The organism is Novosphingobium jiangmenense, assembly GCF_015694345.1.
GTDB lineage: Bacteria > Pseudomonadota > Alphaproteobacteria > Sphingomonadales > Sphingomonadaceae > Novosphingobium > Novosphingobium jiangmenense.
Genome location: NZ_JADQDC010000023.1, coordinates 1 through 18,502, shown reverse-complemented (window position 1 = coordinate 18,502; position 18,502 = coordinate 1). Strand labels below are relative to the sequence as shown.

The window sequence follows — 18,502 nt, the reverse complement described above, 5'->3', positions numbered from 1 at the left end:
AACTCAGGGGGATCCCGCTTTTTTGTTGGCGGGTTGGTCTCGGAAGAAAAGCCCAGCCCCGGGTCAAGCCTGGGGCGACGATGGTGTTGGGGTTTTTGGGGTGTTTGGGGCGTTTGGAGTGTGGGCGTTGTTGGTCGCTGGATTCCCGCCTGCGCGGGAATGACGAAGGGGGAGGGGGTTCGCGCAGAGGCGCGGAGGGAGCAGAGATCGCAGGGAGCCAACCGCTGCGGTCCGGCTTAACTACGAAATACTTTGGGCGGCCCGGCAAATTCTTGCATCGCTTGCCTAATTCATTTCCCACATCTACGATCTACTTGGGGACTGCAGGGGCAATTCCCGTCGGGGGCAAAATCGGGGCAATGCAGACTGACGAAGACGTGTACGTCGGCGACTTCGAGTTCGACGGCAACTGGCGCGAGTTTGCCGCTATTGCCTTGCCGAATCTGGTTCTGACCATTGCCACACTTGGGATCTATCGCTTCTGGGCGACGACGCGCGTTCGCCGCTATCTCTGGTCGCGGACGGTGTTCATGGGCGACCGGCTGGAATGGTCCGGGACGGGCCGGGAGCTGTTTCGCAGCGCCCTCGTCGCGATCGTGCTGGTGCTGGTGCCGCTGGCCATTGCCAACCTGATCGTCCGCCAGTTGCTCGTCCATGGGCACACTGTCGCCGGGCAGGTGCTGTCGGGCGTGGTGCTGATCGGTCTGTACATCCTGACCGGGATCGCCGTGTTTCGCAGCCTGCGCTATCGCCTTTCGCGCACGAACTGGCGAGGCATCCGCGGCGGCAGCCACGATCAGGGCATCAGGTTCGGCCCGGCTTATGCCTGGAAGAACTTTGTCGGCATGCTGCCGCTGGGGGCACTGATGCCGTGGGCGATGGTGAGCCTGTGGAACCAGCGCTGGAACGCGATGAGCTTCGGCCCGTGGACCTTTGCCGCGCGTGGGCGGGCGAGCGGTCTGAAGCTGCCGTTCCTGTGGTGCTATGTGGCGCCGGTCGTGGCGATCGGCGTCATCGCGCTGATCATCTGGTCGGGCATGATCGTCACGTTCTTCGGGATCGAGCCGCGCACCCCGGTGGAGTGGGTGCTGATCCGGTTGCCCGCAGTGTTCGCGTTCTTCTTCCTCTATTCGCTGATCATGCTGGCCTACTACGCCAGCTTCATCCGCCAGATGATCCGCAGCACTTCGCTGGGGGATATGAACTTCAGCTTCAACGCTGGGGCGACCGACTGGATGGAGCTTTACGTCGTCGATTTCCTGCTGGTGCTGTTCACTCTCGGACTGGGTTCGGTGTTCATCAGCTACCGGCACTGGACCTTCTACTTGCGCAATCTCCAAGTCGACGGGCGGATCAATTTCGGCGCGGTGACGCAGTCCGATACGCCAGCGCCCGGACAGGGCGAGGGGCTGCTCGACGTTCTGGACATGGGGGCGCTGTGATGAGCGATCTGTCTTCGACCGAGGCGCTCGTCGCTGCCGACCTCAACGATGGCGTGACCGCGCGGCGCCACCCGGTGCAAGTGACCTGGGGGCCTGACGGGTTGGGCGTCAGCAGTGACGCGCTTGCCGAAACCATCGCCTGGAGCGAACTGGTCTGGATCGACCTGCTGCCCGAGGCGATCCTGCTCGGGCGCAAGGACCGGCCGGGCTGGCGCTTGCGGCTGGGGCGCGATGCTCCAGCCGATCTGGTGGCGCGGTTGCCGCAAAGGCCACGCTTCGGACAGTGGATCGACCGGTTCGGCTTCGGCAAGTCGCTGGCCGGTTTTGTCGCGGTGAGCAGCATGGCGGCCTTCGTGGCGGTCAATACGCCGAGCTGGCTGGGGCGGCGCGTTCCGGTTTCATGGGAAGCCGGGATGAGCGACGACAATCTCGAGGACCTCTCGGCCAACACCTGCCATACTCCCGCAAGCGATGCGGCGCTGGCGAAGCTTTCGGCGATGCTCGACTTCGAGAACAAGGACGGCAGCCTGCCGCCGGTCCGCGTCGAGATCATCAAGCTCGACATGGTCAATGCCGTGGCGCTGCCCGGCGGGCGCGTGCTGGTGTTCGACGGGCTGCTCAAGCAGATCGATTCGCCCGATACCTTGGCTGGCGTGATCGGACACGAGATCGGCCACGTGCGCGAACGGCATGTGATGCAGGCGATGCTGCGCGAGTTCGGCATTTCCATGGTGCTGAGCGGCTTCAAGTCTGGCGTGACCAATACGCTGGGGCGGATGACGGCGCTCAGCTATTCGCGCGAGGCCGAATCCGAGGCGGATACCTGGGCGAGGGCCAGCCTGGCGCAGGCCAATGTTTCGCCAGTGCCGACGGCCAATTTCTTCACCGGGTCCGCCGATGAATCGTCCTACGCGCAATATGCCATGGCCGCCTATCTCAACAGCCATCCCGACCCGGCAAGCCGCGCCGATGCGTTCCGGGGCGCGTTCCGCCGCGACCAGACCTATCGTCCGGCGCTGACCGTCCCGCAGTTCGCCGCAATCCAGACCGCCTGCGAGGACGACCCGAAGGTGAAGCCGATGATGCCGGGGCAGTGACGAGGTCTCCGGCGTAGCGCCCGATTGCGCTTTGGCATGGGCACGGTAGTCTTGCGCCCATGCTCCGCCACATCCTCTCCCTGCTCGCCCTGATCCCCGCTGCTGCCCATGCCGAGACGCTTTATGTGCGGGCCGGGCGGCTGGTCGATCCGGAGGCGGGGAAGGTGCTGGCCGCCCAGGTTCTCAAGATCGAGGATGGGCGGGTGGTTGCGGTGCAGGGCGAGGGGCCGTTGCCTGCAGGCGCGAAGGTGGTGGACTGGTCGGGGTTCACGGTGCTTCCCGGCCTGATCGATTGCCATGTGCATCTGGCGGATGTGGAGCAATCGAACAACGTGGCCGAGCCGCTGCTGCATTCGGCGATGGAGATCGGCTTCATCGGGGCGCGCAATGCGAAGAAGACGCTGCTGGCGGGGTTTACCTCGGTCCATGATGTCGGAAGTTTCCGCGCCTATGCCGACGTGGAATTGCGCAATGCGATCAATCGCGGCGATGTGCCGGGGCCTCGGGTGAGTGCCGTCGGCGCCTATGTGACGATCCCCGGCGGCGGGGGCGAGGTGACCGGGTTCTCCCCCGATGTGACCGTGCCGGCAGACATGCGCGCAGGTGTGGTGACCGATGCGGCGGACACGACGCGCAAGGTCAACGCGCTGTTCCAGAACGGCGCGGATTCGATCAAGCTGATCGCCACCGGTGCGGTGCTGGCGCAAGGGACGGAGCCCGGGCAGATCGAGCTTTCGGGCGAGATGATGAAGGCGGCGGTGGAGGTGGCGCGCCAGCGCGGATCGTGGGTGACCGCGCACGCGCACGGCGCGGCGGGGATCAAGCTCGCGATCCAGTCGGGCGTGAAGGCGATCGAGCATGCCAGCCTGATCGACGACGAGGGCATCGCGCTGGCCAAGGCCAAGGGCGTGTGGCTCGACATGGACATCTACAACGGCGACTTCATCGCCGAAGTGGGCAGGCGCGATGGCTGGCCGACCGACATGCTGCGCAAGAACGACGAGACTACCGAGGCGCAGCGAGAGGGCTTTCGCAAGGCGGTCAAGGCGGGGGTGAAGCTGAGCTACGGCACGGATGCCGGGGTATTTCCGCACGGGGCGAATGCGCGGCAGTTCAAGTACATGGTGCGCTATGGGATGACGCCGATGCAGGCGATCCAGTCGGCCACGACGGTGGCGGCGGACCTGCTTGGCTGGAGCAAGGACGTCGGCGCGCTGTCGCCGGGGCACTGGGCGGACATGATCGCGGTGGCGGGGGATCCGCTGCGCGATGTGTCGGTGCTGGAGAACGTCGCCCACGTGATGAAGGGCGGCGAAGTGGTGAAGTAGGGCGGACCTTGCGCTTCTGAAAAAAAGGGGCGGCCTTTGCGGGCCGCCCCATCGGTTTGCCGGCAAGGGATGGTACCGGCGGTTCGTCCTGCAGCGGGGAGGGGTGTCGACTGCAGGACACTCGGGGGAGTTCCTTCAGAGCAGCTTCCAGGTTACCGGCACGATCAGCGTGGCCGCGCCGCCCGGCGGGGGCGGGACGCTGCCGGCGCGCGTCGGCATGGCCAGAGCTTCCTTGTCGAGCGTGGCCGAACCCGAGGGAGCGACCAGTTCGGTCCGCTCCACCGCGCCGCTGGCGCCGATGTAGACCTTGACGCGGGCGGTGCCCTCTTCGCCGCGCATCTGGGCGGTGCGCGGGTAGGTCTGCTTGGAAGCGATGATGCGGGTGACCTGCTTCTGCCATTCGGCGGACTGGGCCATCGCGGGCATGGCAGCACCAGCGAGGGCGATCGAGGCAAGGCTGAGAGCAATCTTTTCACGAAGTTTCATGGGTTTGTCCTTTGTCGGATGATGGGGGCATCGAGATTGGGATTGAAGGATCAGAACTCGGACCAGTCGTCCTCGTCGGCCTTGAGCGCGGTGTTGCCGCGGACTGGAGCAGGGCGGGGTGACGAGGCCACGACCGGCGCGGGTGCTGGCGGGGCTTCGTGGACCACCACGGCGCGAGTCCTCGCCGGGATCTCGACGGAATGGGTTGCGCCGAGGCGGAACTTGCCGAGCTGGTCGACGAGGTTGAGCGTTTCGGCAGCCAGGTTGCGCGTGCCCGCCGAGCTTTCCTCGACCATGGCGGCGTTCTGCTGGGTGAAGCTGTCCATCGAGCCGACCATGGCGGAGATATCGGCAATGCCTGCGGCCTGCTGCCCGGCGGCTTCGGCAATGGCATCGACCAGTTCCGACACGGCGCTGACTTCGGTGACGATCTGGCGCAGCGCCTCGCCGCTCGATTCGACGAGGGCAACGCCGCCGCTGACTTCGTCGGTGCTCTTGGCGATCAGATCGCGGATCGACTTGGCGGCATCGGCCGAACGCTGGGCCAGGGCGCGCACTTCGGTGGCGACGACCGCAAAGCCCTTGCCGGCATCGCCGGCGCGAGCGGCTTCCACGCCTGCGTTGAGGGCGAGCAGGTTGGTCTGGAAGGCGATGCCGTCGATCACGCCGACGATCTCGGCCATTTCGCGCGAGCTTGCCTCGATGCTGCGCATGGCGGCCACCGCGCGGTTGGCGGTATCGCCGACGCTGTCTGCCGTGCTGCGCGCGACCGACAGGCGCGAGCTGGTCTGGCGGGCGTTGTCGGCAGTGGTCTTGACCGAAGTGGTGAACTCGCTGAGCGTGCGCGAGGTCTCGGCGAGCGAGGTGGCCTGCTGTTCGGTGCGCAGGGCAAGGTCGGTGGAAGCGCTGGCGATCTCGTCGGTGCCGAGCTTGATCGTGCGGCAACCCTCGACGATCTTGCCGAGCACGCGTTCGAGCGCGGTGACGGCGGCGTTGTAATCGACGTGAAGCTTGGCCAGCGCGCCCGAGCCGTTCTCCTTGACGCGGAAGGTGAGATTGCCCTGGGCCAGCGCGGTCAGGCCATCGCCGATTGCGTCGATCGTGACCTGCGTTTCCTGGGCGCGGGCCTGTTCGGCCTCGGCGCGGAGCTGGTCCGAGGCGAAGACGTCGCGGAACTTGTCGAGCGCGCGGGCGAGCTGGCCGAGTTCGTCGCTCCGGGCCGTGCCGGGGACATGGACGGAATGATCGCCGTCGACCAGACGGGTGACCGCATCGGCCATCCGCACGACGGGGGCGGCGATGTTGCGCATCAGCCAGAGCAGGAGCACGACGGCGGCGAGCAGCGCCAGACCCATCGCGCCGAAGGTGAACTTGCGCGCCGACGCGGCGATGTCGGCCGCATGGGCGGCGACGGCGGCGGAGGCCTTCTTGTTGGCGTCGATCGCGGACAGGGTGGCGTCCTCGAGGGTGTAGAAGCTGTCGAGGCCTTCGCTGTCGTGGATCAGCTGGGCTCCGGTGGCGTCTCCGGCCAGCGCCATCTTCTGCAAGGTCTGGTCCTGGGCAATGAGCGCGGACCATGCCTGCTTGAGCGCGGTGACGGCGTTCTTCTGTTCCGGCGTGCGGGTGAGCTTCTCGTAATCGGCGATGCCGCCATCGATGGCATTGCGAGCGTTGCGCAGCATCTTCTCGCTGCGAGCCACCGCCTCGGGCGTGGTGGCCGAGAACATCTCGTCCTGCTTCAGGCGATACTGCGAGGTGTAGGCGTGGATATCGCCCAGCAATTCAGCGCCCGGTATCCACACGTCGCGCTGTTCGTCGGAGATGGCGTTGACTTCGCCGATCTTGCCGACTGCGACCAGGCCCATGGCGGCGGTCGCTGCGAGGAGCAGCGAGAATGCGGCTATGAACTTGGTCGTGATGTTGAATCTGAGCATTGGAATCCCTCGGAGACCTTTCGGCATGACGCCGGTCTAGACGGGGGATCGGGAACGTTCGGTAATGCGCGCCCTGCGTAAAGCTGCGCAGGCGCTACGTAAGGAACTTGTGCATCAAGCTTGCCGGCGGGCATGCCGCGATGGCGGTCACGCGCGGAATTGTGCGGCTGATCGTGGTAAATCCGGGGTTGCGGACTGGCTGCGGGCGCGGTCCGTCAATCGTCGGCGGCGCCCCTCCCGTTTTGGGGAAGGGCGCGTCTGCACGGCTGCTTTGCCCGGGTCGAAAGGACTCAGTCCGCCCAGTAGAGCTTCATCGGGTTGTCGATGAGCAGCTTGCGCTGGAGTTCCTCGGTCGGTGCGATGCGCGGGATCATGTCGACGAGGTGGCCGTCGTCGGGGATCTCGGTGTCCATGTTGGGATGCGGCCAGTCGGTGCCCCACAGGACGCGGTCCTGATAGTCGGCGACGAGCGGCGCGACGGCATCGGCAAAGGCGTTCCACGGGTCACCCGCGCCGCCTTCCTTGATCGCGTCGAGCCGGTCGGGGCAGGTGGCCTTGAACCAGATGTCATCGCGGCTGTTCAGGAAATTGCGGAAGGCCTTCATGTCGGCGCCGTCAGGCCCCTGGCGCACATCGGGGCGGCCCATGTGGTCAATGACGAGAGGGACGGGGATCGCGTCCATGAACGGACGCAGTTCCTCGAGGATGTCGGCCTCGAAATAGATCACCACGTGCCAGCCCTTGGGCAGGCGCTGGGCGACTTCGAGGAACTTGTCCTTGGGCGCCTCGTCGACGAGGCGCTTGAGGAAATTGAAGCGGATGCCGCGGATGCCGCCATCGTGGAGCGCGTGGAGATCGGCCTCCGAGATGGCCGGGTCGACCACGGCGACGCCGCGGGCCCTCCCCTTCGATTTGGCGATGGCATCGAGCGTGGCGGCATTGTCGGTGCCGTGGCAGCTGGCCTGGACGATGACGTTCTTGTCGAAGCCCAGATGGTCGCGCAGGGCGAAGAGCATATCCGGCCCGGCGTCCTGCGGCAGGTACTTGGCCTTGGCCGAGAACGGGAACTGCGCCATCGGGCCGAAGACGTGGCAATGCGCGTCAACCGCGCCGGCGGGCGGCGTGTAGCGCGGCTTCGACGGGTTGGCGTGCCAGCTGATGATGCGGTTCTGGTCGGTCATGTCTTTTGCCTTCTCTAACCTTCGTCATCCCCGCGCAGGCGGGGACCCAGTGAATTTGACGCTGCGCCTGTCGCTCTGGATCCCCGCCTGCGCGGGGATGACGAAGGGAGGAAACGCACGTCGTTTGTCAGCCAAACACCACCCCGTCCATCAGCTTGCGCGCTGTGCGCAGCAGGGCGGCGGTGCGGACTTCGCCGGTTTGGTCAACTTCGAGGACGCAGCTCATTTCGCCGGTCGGGTGTTCGACCGAGAGCAGCTTGCGCGGGCCTTCGGGGATTTCGGCCACTTCGGCGGCGGGCGATCCGGGGATCAGGCAGGCGGTGGCGACACTTACCGCGCCGAGGACACCGATGGTGGCGTGGGCACGGTGGGGGATGAAGCTGCGCACGGTCACCGCGCCGCCGTTCTTTGGAGGCGCGACGAGCATCATCTTCGGCACCGACTTTTCCTTGACGTCGCCGAGGTTCATGCGTTCCCCCACGGCGAGGCGGATGGCCTCGATCTTCGCCTTGAGATCCGTGGCGTTGTCGAGCCAGTCGCGGTCCTCGTAGCCGGTAATGCCAAGATCTTCGGCCTTCATAACCACGCAAGGCATGCCGTTGTCGATCAGGGTGACGGCGACGCCATTGACCACATCGACCGCGTTGCCGGTGGGCAGGAGCGCGCCGCAGGAGGAACCGGCGGTGTCACGGAATTCCAATGGGACCGGGGCGTGGGAGCCGGGAACGCCGTCGATCTTCGCACCGCCCTTGTAGGTAACCTGACCGCCGGGCGTGCTGACCGTGGCGACGGCGACTTGCCCTGTGTTCTCCATGAAGATCGCGACGCGGGTTTCATCGCCGGTTGCAGCGACAAGGCCGCGCTCGATGGCGAAAGGGCCGACGCCGGCAAGGATGTTGCCGCAGTTCTGGGCGTCGGTGACGATGGCCTGATCGACGAAGACCTGCAGGAACAGGTAGTCCACGTCGATGCCTTCGCGGGTGGACTTCGAGACCACCGCGACTTTGCTGGTCAGCGGATCGGCGCCGCCCATGCCATCGATCTGGACGGGATCGGGGCTGCCCATCATGGCGAGGAGGAAGGCATCGCGCTGCTCGGTGTCGGCGGGCAGGTCGTCCTTGAGGAAGTAGCCGCCCTTGGACGTGCCGCCGCGCATCCACATGCAGCGGATGGAAAGACCAGTGCTCATCTGCTCCCCTCCCGCAGGCGGGAGGGGATGGGGGTGGGCAGAGACGAAACGCTGCGTCTGAACAGCCCACCCCCGACCCCTCCCGCTTGCGGGAGGGGGGAAGCCAGCACAGCGCTGCTCCGCTTACACATACTTGAGGCCTTCCTTCTCGAGGCGTTCGCGCATCTTGTACATGTCGAGGCCGAGGACGCCTGCAGCGAGCTTCTCGCGCTTTTCGCCTTCGTTGGCTTCGCGGGCCTGTGCGGCCTTGAGGACCTCGGCGGCCTTTTCGCGCGGCACGACGCAGACGCCATCGTCATCGGCGACGATCACATCGCCGGGATTCACCAGTGCATTGGCGCAGACGACGGGCACGTTGACGCTGCCGAGCGTGTTCTTGACGGTGCCCTGCGCGTAGATCGCCTTGGACCAGACGGGGAAGTTCATTTCCGTAAGATCACGCACGTCGCGCACGCCAGCATCGATCACGAGGCCACGGCAGCCGCGCGCCTGGGCGCTGGTGGCGAGAAGATCGCCGAAGTAGCCGTCTTCGCAAGGGCTTGTCGGGGCGAGCAGCAGGATGTCTCCTGCCTGAAGCTGCTCGATGGCGACGTGGACCATCCAGTTGTCGCCCGGAGGGGCGCTGATCGTGACGGCAGAGCCAGCGATGCGCGCGCCGCGATAGATCGGGCGCATGTAGGAGGCGAGCAGGCCGGTGCGGCCTTGCGCTTCGTGGACGGTGGCGACGCCGCAGGCGGCAAGGCCATCGATCACCGCTGGATCGGCACGTTCGATGTTCTGGACGACGATTCCCGACATTTCCGGCTCCCATGAAAACTCTTCGCCGGTTCCATGCGACTGCGGGGCGCGGGGAACCAATGCAATGTTTGGCACTGCCCATAAGGAAATGCTAAGCGAAGGGAGATGCAGCTCCATGCGATCAATGTCCGGCACATTGCGGCCTTCGCTGCGACGGTGCGTCATGGCAGCGTGACGCGGGCGGCGCGGGCGGTGAACCTGACGCAGCCGGCACTCACGCAGGCGATTGCGCGGCTGGAGGCGGACCTTGGCTGTGCGCTGTTCGAGCGCGGGCCAGCGGGGATGACGCCGACTGAGCCTGCGCTGCTGCTGGCACCGCGTGCCGAAGCAGCGATTGCGCATGTCGGTTCGCCGCGGGTTACGGGCACGCAGTTGCGGGCGTTTCTGGCGCTGGCGCGGGCGGGATCATACGCCGTGGCGGCGGAGGCTACGGGCCTTTCGTCGGCATCATTGCACCGGGCGGTGGCGGACCTTTCGGTGGCGCTGGGGCAGCGGCTGGTGGATCGGCGGGGGCGTTCGGTCATGCTGACGCCGGCCGGAGAACGGCGCGCACGCGGGTTCGGCCTTGCCATGGCGGAACTGCGGTCTGGCCTCGCTGAAGTGGCGGCGTGGCAGGGCAAGGCGGCGGGCCGTGTGGTCGTGGGCGCGATGCCGCTGAGCCGGGCGCGGTGGTTGCCCGAGACGATCCTGCGCTTTGCCGCCGCGTATCCCGGGGTGGACGTGGCGGTGGTGGAGGGGAGCCATGCCGAGCTTTCAGGGCCATTGCGCGATGGCGAAGTGGACCTGATGCTGGGTGCGCTGCGCGATGCCTCTTCGCTTGACGATCTGGCGCAGGAGGCGGTGTTCGAGGACCGGCCGGCGCTGGTCATGCGTGCCGGGCACCCCTTGCTGGCAGGCGCGGTGGATGGAGCGGCGCTGGCCGCGTACCCGTGGATCTTGCCGGCCAGCGACACGCCGTTGCGCCATTACTGGGAGGGCATGATGCGCGCCGCCGGGGCAGAGCCGCCGCGCGTGGGGATCGAGTGCGGATCGGTGCTGACGGTACGCCAGTTGCTGCTGGGGTCTGACGCGCTGACGCTGCTTTCTCCGGCGCAGCTGGCGGTGGAACTGGATGCGGGCGTGCTGGCGACGCTGCCGCCGCCGGTGCCGGTGGCGCGAACCATCGGCATCACCACGCGCGAGGGGTGGCGACCGACCGCACCGCAGGCGGCATTCGTGGCGCTGCTGCGCGAGGTGGCGGCGGAAGGGTTTGCATAAACTTATACCTGTGGCGATGTTTGCATTTGTTCCTTGGCGGAAGGCAACGCAGGACCGCTGCCCATGGAGAGCACTATTGCCCTGATCGGCTTCGGCGAGGCCGGGTCGACTTTTGCCAAGGCGGCAGGCTGGGAGTCTGCGGCGCTGGCGTTCGACATCAACCCTGCGCGGCGCAAGGCGATGGAAGAGGCGGGCGTGGTGGTCTGTGCGACGGCGGAGGATGCGCTGTCCGACGCCGACATTGTGCTTTCGCTGGTGACGGCGGATTCGGCACTGCCAGCGGCTGAGGACTACGCCTCGCTGCTGAAGGCAGGCGCGATCTGGTGCGACATGAATTCGGTCGCGCCCGATACCAAGCGCGCGGCGGCCAAGGCTATCGAGGCAGCGGGCGGGCGCTATGTCGATGTGGCGGTGCTGGCCCCGGTTAACCCCGCCCGGATGAACGTGCCGCTGCTGATCTCGGGTGCCCATGCTGTTGAGGCGGAAGCGCGGCTGCAGGCGGCGGGGTTCGCCAAGACGCGGGTGGTGGGTGACCAGATCGGCCGGGCCAGTGCGATCAAGATGATCCGCTCGGTCATGGTCAAGGGGATCGAGGCGCTGACGGCGGAAATGATGCTCGCTGCAACCCGCGCGGGCGTTGTGGACGAGGTGCTGTCCTCGCTGGATGCCAGCGAGAAGTCGCAGAGCTGGTTCGAGCGCGCGGAGTATAACGTCGAGCGGATGACGACCCACGGGCTGCGTCGTGCGGCCGAGATGGAAGAGAGCGCCAAGACGCTGGAATCGCTGGGCGTCGAGCCGGTGATGACCAGCGGCACGGTGAAGCGCCAGCGCGAGCAGGCGGGCAAGACGATAGTGTTCAAACACGAGAGGACGAAAGTCGCATGACCATGATCATCGACTGCCACGGCCACTACACCGTGCTGCCCAAGGCGCACGATGAGTGGCGCGAGAAGCAGAAGGCCGCGTTCAAGGCCGGGACCGAGTGCCCGCCCTACCCCGAAATCTCGGACGACGAGATCCGCGAGACGATTGAATCGAACCAGCTGCGCCTGCTCAAGGAGCGCGGTGCGGACATGACGATCTTCTCCCCGCGCGCATCGGCGATGGCCCCGCACGTGGGCGATCAGTCGGTCGCGGTGAAGTGGGCGCAGGTCTGCAACGACCTGATCGCGCGCGTGGTCGGGCTCTACCCCGAAACCTTCGCGGGCGTGTGCATGCTGCCGCAGTCGCCGGAAGCGGACATGTCGTCTTCGATCCGCGAGCTGGAGCGCTGCGTGAACGAGCTGGGCTTCATCGGCTGCAACCTCAATCCCGATCCGGGCGGCGGGCATTTCAAGCATCCGCCGCTGACGGACGAATACTGGTTCCCGTTCTACGAGAAGATGTGCGAGCTGGACGTTCCGGCGATGATCCACGTTTCGGGATCGTGCAACCCGGCGATGCACGCGACCGGCGGGTACTACATCGCGGCCGATACGATCGCGTTCATGCAGCTGCTGGAAGGCGACCTGTTCAGCAAGTTCCCGACCCTGCGGTTCATCATTCCGCACGGCGGCGGCGCGGTGCCCTATCACTGGGGCCGTTATCGCGGTCTGGCCGACATGCTGAAGAAGCCGGGCCTTGATACGCATCTGATGAACAACGTGTTCTTCGATACCTGCGTCTATCACCAGCCGGGGATCGACCTGCTGGCCGACGTGATCGAGAACAAGAACATTCTGTTCGGTTCGGAAATGGTCGGAGCGGTGCGCGGTATCGATCCGACAACCGGCTTCTATTTCGACGACACCAAGCGCTATGTCGACGCGCTCGACATCAGCGACGCCGAACGCCACGCGATCTTCGAGGGCAACGCGCGCCGCGTGTTCCCGCGCCTCGACGCCAAGCTGAAGGAGAGGGGCCTGTGAGCGAGAAGCCTACCCAGAACATCCATGAATACCTTGCAGAGTTCGAGGATATTCCGGGCACCCGCGTCTACACCGCCGCCCGCGCCCGCAAGGGCTACTGGATCAACCAGTTCGCGATGAGCCTGATGAAGCCGGAGAACCGCGAGCGGTTCAAGGCGAACGAGCGCGCCTATCTCGACGAGTGGAAGATCAGCGAGGAAGCCAAGGAAGCGCTGCTGGCGCGCGACTACAACCGCCTCCTCGACCTTGGCGGCAACGTCTATTTCCTGTCGAAGCTGTTCTCGTCGGACGGGCTGCCGTTCGCCGAGGCGGTCAGTACGATGACCGACATGACCTGGCCGGAATACCGCCAGATGATGCTGGATGGCGGCCGCAAGCCCGAAGGCAACCGCTCGATCAAGGGAGGCTATTGAGATGGCCAAGATTACTGCTGGCGTCGGCTCCAGCCACGTTCCGCTGCTGGGCGTCGCGGTCGATCAGGGCAAGTGGCAGGACGACTACTTCGGCCCGATCTTCAAGGGCTACGAGTGGACCCGCGAATGGGAAAAGGAAACGAAGCCCGACGTCGTGATCCTGGTCTACAACGACCATGCTTCGGCGTTTGACGCGAACATCATCCCGACCTTCGCGATCGGCTGCGGCGAGCACTACAAGAGCGCCGACGAAGGCTGGGGCCCGCGCCCGGTGCCAGACGTGGAAGGCCATGCCGACCTTGCCTGGCACATCGCGCAGAGCCTGATCCTCGAAGATTTCGACATGACCATCATCAACGAGATGGACGTGGACCACGGCCTTACCGTGCCGCTCTCGATGATGTTCGGCCAGCCCGAGAAGTGGCCGGTCAAGGTCGTGCCGCTGGCGGTGAACGTGGTGACCTATCCGGTGCCGTCGGGCAACCGCTGCTGGGCGCTGGGCGAGGCGATTGCCCGCGCGGTGGAAAGCTTCCCCGAGGACCTCAACGTGCAGATCTGGGGCACCGGCGGCATGAGCCACCAGCTTCAGGGGCCGCGCGCGGGCCTGCTGAACCGCGAGTGGGACAACAAGTTCCTCGACATGCTGGAATCGGACAATGATGACGTCCGCCACATCCCGCACATCGAATACCTGCGCGAGACTGGCTCGGAAGGCATCGAGATGGTCATGTGGCTGATCATGCGCGGCGCCCTCGGAAAGAAGGTCAAGCGCCTCAACCGCCATTACCACATCCCGTGCAGCAACACCGCGATCGGGCACATCGTGCTCGAACCGGCGGACTGACGAAACCCCATCCACCCTTGCCGGGCAACCCTCACCGGTTGCCCGGTCCTTTTTCAAGAAAGGGAACAGACATGCGCATAGCCCTGGCAGGCGCCGGCGCGTTCGGCGAAAAGCACCTCGACGGCCTCAAGAACATCGACGGCGTCGAGATCACCTCGATCATCAGCCGCCGCGCCGAACAGGCCGCAGCCGTCGCCGAGAAGTACGGCGCGAAGCACTCCGGCACCGAGCTGGAAGAAGCGCTCGCCCGCGATGACGTCGACGCCGTGATCCTGTGCACGCCGACGCAGATGCACGCCGCGCAGGCCATCGCCTGCATGAAGGCCGGCAAGCACGTTCAGGTCGAAATCCCGCTGGCCGACAGCTGGGCGGATTCGCAGGAAGTGCTGCGGGTGAGCCAGGAGACCGGCAAGGTCTGCATGGTCGGCCACACGCGCCGCTTCAATCCGTCGCACCAGTACGTGCACAACAAGATCAAGGCAGGAGAGTTCAACGTCCAGCAGATGGACGTGCAGACCTACTTCTTCCGCCGCAAGAACATGAACGCCAAGGGCGAGCCGCGCTCATGGACCGACCACCTGCTGTGGCACCACGCCGCGCACACGGTTGACCTGTTCGCCTATCAGGCGGGCAAGATCGTCAAGGCCAATGCGGTCGAAGGTCCGATCCATCCCGAGCTCGGCATCGCCATGGACATGTCGATCCAGTTGAAGAGCGAGAGCGGCGCGATCTGCACCCTGTCGCTGTCGTTCAACAATGACGGGCCGCTCGGCACTTTCTTCCGCTACATCGGCGACACCGCGACCTATATCGCGCGCTACGATGATCTGGTGAACGGCAAGGAAGAGCCGATCGACGTTTCGAAGGTTGATGTTTCGATGAACGGCATCGAACTGCAGGACCGCGAATTCATCGCCGCGATCCGCGAAGGCCGCGAGCCGAACAGTTCGGTGGCCAAGGTGCTCGATTGCTATCGGGTGCTGGGCGAGCTGGAGAAGCAGCTGGCAGCCGGTTGATCTGGAAGAGGCCCGCCCGAAACGGCGGGCCTTTTTGTTTGTGGCCAAAGCCCCTTGATGGCGGTCGCCCCGGTTCAAGCCCGGGGTGACCAGGAGGTAAGAGGGCGTGACCGGACCTGCACCACAAGCGGGCCGGTGAGGAGACGAGGATGGATGCGCTGATTGCCTATTCGGGCCGCAAGTTCGCGCGGCCGCGCTACTACGCCAATGCGCACGAGCGGGACAAGGTGGACATCGTGCCGGTGGCCATGGCGATGACCGATGCGCGGGGGCTGGGGACCAGCATCGACCGCGAGGGCTTCGAGATCGTCCCCCACAAGAGCGCCGTCACCGACTTCGCCGACCGCGAGCAGGTCGCCCGCATTCACTGCCAAGAGATCGAGGAACTGGTTCAGGCGCAGACGGGGGCGGACTTCGTGCATGTCGGCGCTCCGGGGCTGCTGCGCTTTTCGGAGAAGAGCGGGAAGGCGGGGAGCCTCAACAACTCGATGCCGGCGCGCTTTGCCCATATCGACATTTCCGACGCTACCGCTCGCGCCTTTGCCGAGCGGGGGGCGAATGGGCGGGCGTACGTACGCTGCGCGCATTACAACGTCTGGCGCGCGATCTCGCCGCCGCCGCAGGACGTGCCACTGGCGTTCTGCGATGCGCGCAGCCTCGCACTGCAGGACCTGATCGCGGCCGACGCGGTGTTCGATGCGCCCGGGGAGCCGGAGTGGTCGTTCGAGGGGCTGGTGGTGGCGCACAACCCGGCGCATCGCTGGCACTGGTTCTCAGCGATGACCATCGACGAGGCGGTGCTGTTCAAGACCAACGACAGCGATCCGGGACGAGCGCATCACGTACCGCACGTGGCGTTCGACCTGCCGGATTGCCCCGCCGACGCGCCGCCGCGCGTCAGCATCGAAATGCGCGCGACGGCTTACTGGTGGGCTTGATCCCCAAGCGCATTGCGCTACACATACCATAACAAATGATAGGGTGAGGTGTGGTCATGGGCGCGTATCCGCAGACGATCTATTTTACCGGGGCCAACGAACCCGTCGGGCAGGAAGTGGAACTGCGCGGGCTCAAGGTGGAGGGCGAGCTGCCCGCCGAGGTGCGCGGCAGTTTCTACCGCGCCGTTCCCGATCCCGCGTTCCCGCCGATGTTCGAGAGCGATCACACGCTGTCGGGCGACGGCATGGTCAGCCGCCTTTCGTTCAACGGTGACGGCACGGCGGACTTCACCATGAAGTTCGTCGAAACGGCGCGCTACAAGGCCGAGAAGGCCGCAGGCAAGGCGCTGTTCGGCAAGTATCGCAACCCGTTTACCGACGACGCTTCGGTGCAGGGCGTGGACCGCACCGTGGCCAACACCACGCCGGTGTGGCACGCCGGGCGCCTGCTCATGGCCAAGGAGGACGGGCGTCCCTATCGCGTCGACCCGAAGACGCTTGAGACGATCGGCTCCTACGACTTCGGCGGGGCGCTGAAGAGCGAGACGATGACCGCGCACGTGCGGATCGATGCCGAAACGGGAGAACTGTTCTTCTATGGCTATGAAGCTGACGGGCAGGCTTCGACCAAGGTCGCTTACTGCGTCGTCGGCGCGGACGGCGAGCTGAAGAGCGAACAGTGGTTCGATGCGCCCTATTGCGCGATGATGCATGATTTCACGATCAGCGAGAACTACGCGCTGTTCCCGATCTATCCGACCACGGCGGACCTCGACCGGCTGAAGGCGGGCGGGGAACACTGGCACCATGAGCCGGAGCTGGAATCCTGGCTCGGCGTGATGCCGCGCTATGGCGATGTGTCGGAGATCAAGTGGTTCAAGGGGCCGAAGGGCTGCCATTCGTACCACATGATGAACGCGTGGGAGGATGCGGACGGCATGCTCCACTTCGATGCCTGCCTCAACAATACCAACGCCTTCGCCTTCATCCGTGAGCCTTCGGGCATCCAGATGGGGCCGCAGGACATCAAGGGCGCGCTGACCCGCTGGACGGTCGATCCGCGCAGCCAAGACGGCGAAGTGGTCGAGACGCTGATCGGTCCTCCGGGCGATTTCCCGGTGATCCCGGCGAAGCTGCAGGGGCGGCCGTACAAGACCGGCTTCATGCTTTCGATGAACCCCGAGCTGAAGGGGCCGCCACTCTTTGCCGGGCCGGTCGGCGTCAGCTTCAACATGCTGCTTCGCCTCGATGGGATGGACACGGCAACGCCGCAAGTGACCAACGCGCTTGCCCTGCCGCCGATGGCCGGGTTCAACGAGCCGGTGCACGTCCCCGCCACGGACCCGGCAAAGGATGGCTGGCTGGTGTTCATCATGGACCAGCAGGTGGGCGACAACCAGTTCATCCACGAAGCCTGGGTGGTCGACGCCGGAAACATCGGCGCAGGGCCGGTGGCCAAGGTCCACATCCCGACGCGGCTGCGCCCGCAGGTCCACGGCTGGTGGGTGCCGCAGGCGCAACTGGACGTGCTGGCATGACGCGTATCGTCGTTACCGGGGCCTCGGGCAACTATGGCCGTGGCGTCACCGATCGCCTGATCGCACAGGGCCGCGCCGTCGACCTCATCCTGATCACGCGCAAGCCGGAGAAGCTGGCGGACCGTGCCGCGCAGGGCTGCACCGTGCGTTACGGCGATTTCGACAAGCCCGAGACGCTCGCCGACGCGGTGCAGGGCGCCGACAAGATGCTGCTGATCTCGGGCACGCGGGTCGGCGCGCGGGTGGTGCAGCACAAGGCGGCAATCGATGCGGCGGCTGCGGCGGGGGTGGGGCACGTGGTCTACACCAGCTTCATCGGCATCGACGATCCTGCCAACCCCGCCGAAGTGCGCCACGACCACATCGAGACCGAACGCCTGATCCGCGCCTCGGGCTGCGGCTGGACCATGCTGCGCGATGCGCACTACGCCGATGCGATGATCCTGATGGCTGGCCCCGGCGTGATCCAGAGCGGCAAGTGGTTCTCGAATGCCGGGGAAGGCCGCGAGGCGATGGTCTGGCGCGACGACTGCATCGAAAGTGCCGTCGCCGTGCTGACCGGCCAGGGGCATGAAGGACAGATCTACAACATCACCGGGCCGGACCTGCAGACCTTCGGCGAGGTGGCGGCGATCATGGCCGAAGTGACGGGGCGCCCGGTCGAACACGTCTCGCTCGACGATGAAGGCCAGTACGCTATGTTCGACGCCATGGGCGTACCCCGCCGCCCGGTCGACGATCTCGAAGTCGCCGGCATCCCCTGGAACAGCGACGACATGGTCAGCTTCGGCCGCGCCATCCGCGAAGGCTTCCTCGAACTCTGCACCGATGACGTGGAGCGTCTGACCGGTCGCAAGGCGCGCTCGGTGCGGCAGATGATCGAGGATAACGCGGAGATGCTGCGGGGGGCTTGATCACCCCACGCCCGTCATCCCGGGCTCGACCCGGGATCCCGCTTTTCTTCTTGGGGCAAGTTCACGCCGCGACCTCGCGCAAAGGCAGCGGGGCCCCCCTGAGTTCACAAACGAAGTGCAACACCTCAGACAGGTGTTGCCATGTCGAGATACACCCAGCTTTCGCTTGAGGAGCGATGCTCGATTGCCCGGCTTCGCGAAGCCGGGCAATCGATCCGGC

At 65.7% G+C, this 18,502-nt stretch carries 17 protein-coding genes; 12 read left to right on the top strand and 5 right to left on the bottom strand.

The window, feature by feature from the left end; translation table 11 throughout:
• Positions 1 to 359 precede the first annotated feature (359 nt).
• Genes I2488_RS19245 through I2488_RS19235 form a run of 3 tightly spaced genes read left to right on the top strand, consistent with a single transcriptional unit; the run spans position 360 to position 3,867 of the window.
• Complete coding sequence (locus tag I2488_RS19245) at positions 360 to 1,442, top strand: YjgN family protein (protein WP_196277412.1); 1,083 nt, start codon at positions 360 to 362, stop codon at positions 1,440 to 1,442.
• Positions 1,442 to 2,539 carry a M48 family metallopeptidase gene (locus I2488_RS19240; RefSeq protein ID WP_196277411.1) on the top strand — a complete coding sequence of 366 codons (1,098 nt, stop codon included), beginning with the start codon at positions 1,442 to 1,444 and terminating at the stop codon, positions 2,537 to 2,539. Before I2488_RS19245 ends, I2488_RS19240 begins: the two co-directional genes overlap by 1 nt.
• 59 nt (positions 2,540 to 2,598) lie before the next feature.
• Positions 2,599 to 3,867 carry a Xaa-Pro dipeptidase gene (locus I2488_RS19235; protein ID WP_196277410.1) on the top strand — a complete coding sequence of 423 codons (1,269 nt, stop codon included), beginning with the start codon at positions 2,599 to 2,601 and terminating at the stop codon, positions 3,865 to 3,867.
• Positions 3,868 to 4,002: 135 nt separating this feature from the next.
• On the opposite strand, the gene I2488_RS19230 is transcribed toward I2488_RS19235, so the two are convergent.
• The 5 genes from I2488_RS19230 to ligK form a co-directional block, all read right to left on the bottom strand.
• A complete protein-coding gene (locus tag I2488_RS19230) occupies positions 4,003 to 4,353 on the bottom strand; it encodes an energy transducer TonB (RefSeq protein WP_196277409.1) in 351 nt (116 codons plus the stop codon).
• Positions 4,354 to 4,403: 50 nt separating this feature from the next.
• Positions 4,404 to 6,287, bottom strand: coding sequence for a methyl-accepting chemotaxis protein (locus I2488_RS19225; RefSeq protein WP_196277408.1), 1,884 nt, complete (start codon positions 6,285 to 6,287; stop codon positions 4,404 to 4,406).
• 290 nt (positions 6,288 to 6,577) lie between these two features.
• Entirely contained in the window at positions 6,578 to 7,468 is an 891-nt protein-coding gene (locus I2488_RS19220; protein ID WP_196277407.1) for an amidohydrolase family protein, read from the bottom strand.
• A gap of 127 nt (positions 7,469 to 7,595) precedes the next feature.
• Complete coding sequence (locus I2488_RS19215) at positions 7,596 to 8,657, bottom strand: 4-oxalomesaconate tautomerase (protein ID WP_196277406.1); 1,062 nt, start codon at positions 8,655 to 8,657, stop codon at positions 7,596 to 7,598.
• Between the two features lie 123 nt (positions 8,658 to 8,780).
• Complete coding sequence (gene ligK, locus I2488_RS19210) at positions 8,781 to 9,455, bottom strand: 4-carboxy-4-hydroxy-2-oxoadipate aldolase/oxaloacetate decarboxylase (protein ID WP_039336089.1); 675 nt, start codon at positions 9,453 to 9,455, stop codon at positions 8,781 to 8,783.
• 105 nt (positions 9,456 to 9,560) lie between these two features.
• Here ligK and ligR point away from each other — a divergent pair, with 105 nt between their 5' ends.
• From ligR to I2488_RS19165, 9 genes are all read left to right on the top strand, one after another.
• Positions 9,561 to 10,712, top strand: a complete 1,152-nt coding sequence (gene ligR / locus I2488_RS19205) for an aromatic metabolism transcription factor LigR (RefSeq protein ID WP_196277405.1) — start codon at positions 9,561 to 9,563, stop codon at positions 10,710 to 10,712.
• Positions 10,713 to 10,775: 63 nt separating this feature from the next.
• The gene (locus I2488_RS19200; RefSeq protein ID WP_196277404.1) at positions 10,776 to 11,597 is read left to right on the top strand and encodes an NAD(P)-dependent oxidoreductase; all 822 of its coding nucleotides are present in this window, start codon (positions 10,776 to 10,778) and stop codon (positions 11,595 to 11,597) included.
• Positions 11,594 to 12,619 (top strand): amidohydrolase family protein, encoded by a 1,026-nt coding sequence (locus I2488_RS19195; protein ID WP_196277403.1) that lies wholly within the window; start codon positions 11,594 to 11,596, stop codon positions 12,617 to 12,619. The genes I2488_RS19200 and I2488_RS19195 overlap by 4 nt, the downstream gene beginning before the upstream one ends.
• Positions 12,616 to 13,032, top strand: coding sequence for a protocatechuate 4,5-dioxygenase subunit alpha (ligA, locus tag I2488_RS19190; RefSeq protein WP_196277402.1), 417 nt, complete (start codon positions 12,616 to 12,618; stop codon positions 13,030 to 13,032). Before I2488_RS19195 ends, ligA begins: the two co-directional genes overlap by 4 nt.
• A 1-nt stretch (position 13,033) precedes the next feature.
• Positions 13,034 to 13,876, top strand: a complete 843-nt coding sequence (locus I2488_RS19185; RefSeq protein ID WP_196277401.1) for a class III extradiol dioxygenase subunit beta — start codon at positions 13,034 to 13,036, stop codon at positions 13,874 to 13,876.
• A 71-nt stretch (positions 13,877 to 13,947) separates the two neighbouring features.
• A complete protein-coding gene (locus I2488_RS19180; RefSeq protein WP_196277400.1) occupies positions 13,948 to 14,892 on the top strand; it encodes a Gfo/Idh/MocA family oxidoreductase in 945 nt (314 codons plus the stop codon).
• Positions 14,893 to 15,041: 149 nt separating this feature from the next.
• Positions 15,042 to 15,830, top strand: coding sequence for a CmcJ/NvfI family oxidoreductase (locus tag I2488_RS19175; RefSeq protein WP_196277399.1), 789 nt, complete (start codon positions 15,042 to 15,044; stop codon positions 15,828 to 15,830).
• A gap of 56 nt (positions 15,831 to 15,886) precedes the next feature.
• On the top strand, positions 15,887 to 17,368 hold the full coding sequence (nov2, locus tag I2488_RS19170) for a lignostilbene-alpha,beta-dioxygenase NOV2 (RefSeq protein ID WP_196277398.1): 1,482 nt from the start codon (positions 15,887 to 15,889) through the stop codon (positions 17,366 to 17,368).
• Complete coding sequence (locus tag I2488_RS19165) at positions 17,365 to 18,282, top strand: SDR family oxidoreductase (protein ID WP_196277397.1); 918 nt, start codon at positions 17,365 to 17,367, stop codon at positions 18,280 to 18,282. The genes nov2 and I2488_RS19165 overlap by 4 nt, the downstream gene beginning before the upstream one ends.
• Positions 18,283 to 18,502 lie beyond the last annotated feature (220 nt).

What these genes read in the sequence shown, in the direction of transcription:
- I2488_RS19225 (WP_196277408.1), bottom strand. Translation starts at nt 6,287, where the DNA reads ATGCTCAGATTCAACATCACGACCAAGTTCATAGCCGCATTCTCGCTG.
- I2488_RS19195 (WP_196277403.1), top strand. Translation starts at nt 11,594, where the DNA reads ATGACCATGATCATCGACTGCCACGGCCACTACACCGTGCTGCCCAAG.
- I2488_RS19180 (WP_196277400.1), top strand. Translation starts at nt 13,948, where the DNA reads ATGCGCATAGCCCTGGCAGGCGCCGGCGCGTTCGGCGAAAAGCACCTC.
- I2488_RS19185 (WP_196277401.1), top strand. Translation starts at nt 13,034, where the DNA reads ATGGCCAAGATTACTGCTGGCGTCGGCTCCAGCCACGTTCCGCTGCTG.
- I2488_RS19220 (WP_196277407.1), bottom strand. Translation starts at nt 7,468, where the DNA reads ATGACCGACCAGAACCGCATCATCAGCTGGCACGCCAACCCGTCGAAG.
- I2488_RS19230 (WP_196277409.1), bottom strand. Translation starts at nt 4,353, where the DNA reads ATGAAACTTCGTGAAAAGATTGCTCTCAGCCTTGCCTCGATCGCCCTC.
- I2488_RS19215 (WP_196277406.1), bottom strand. Translation starts at nt 8,657, where the DNA reads ATGAGCACTGGTCTTTCCATCCGCTGCATGTGGATGCGCGGCGGCACG.
- ligK (WP_039336089.1), bottom strand. Translation starts at nt 9,455, where the DNA reads ATGTCGGGAATCGTCGTCCAGAACATCGAACGTGCCGATCCAGCGGTG.
- I2488_RS19240 (WP_196277411.1), top strand. Translation starts at nt 1,442, where the DNA reads ATGAGCGATCTGTCTTCGACCGAGGCGCTCGTCGCTGCCGACCTCAAC.
- nov2 (WP_196277398.1), top strand. Translation starts at nt 15,887, where the DNA reads ATGGGCGCGTATCCGCAGACGATCTATTTTACCGGGGCCAACGAACCC.
- I2488_RS19200 (WP_196277404.1), top strand. Translation starts at nt 10,776, where the DNA reads ATGGAGAGCACTATTGCCCTGATCGGCTTCGGCGAGGCCGGGTCGACT.
- I2488_RS19245 (WP_196277412.1), top strand. Translation starts at nt 360, where the DNA reads ATGCAGACTGACGAAGACGTGTACGTCGGCGACTTCGAGTTCGACGGC.
- I2488_RS19175 (WP_196277399.1), top strand. Translation starts at nt 15,042, where the DNA reads ATGGATGCGCTGATTGCCTATTCGGGCCGCAAGTTCGCGCGGCCGCGC.
- I2488_RS19165 (WP_196277397.1), top strand. Translation starts at nt 17,365, where the DNA reads ATGACGCGTATCGTCGTTACCGGGGCCTCGGGCAACTATGGCCGTGGC.
- ligR (WP_196277405.1), top strand. Translation starts at nt 9,561, where the DNA reads ATGCAGCTCCATGCGATCAATGTCCGGCACATTGCGGCCTTCGCTGCG.
- I2488_RS19235 (WP_196277410.1), top strand. Translation starts at nt 2,599, where the DNA reads ATGCTCCGCCACATCCTCTCCCTGCTCGCCCTGATCCCCGCTGCTGCC.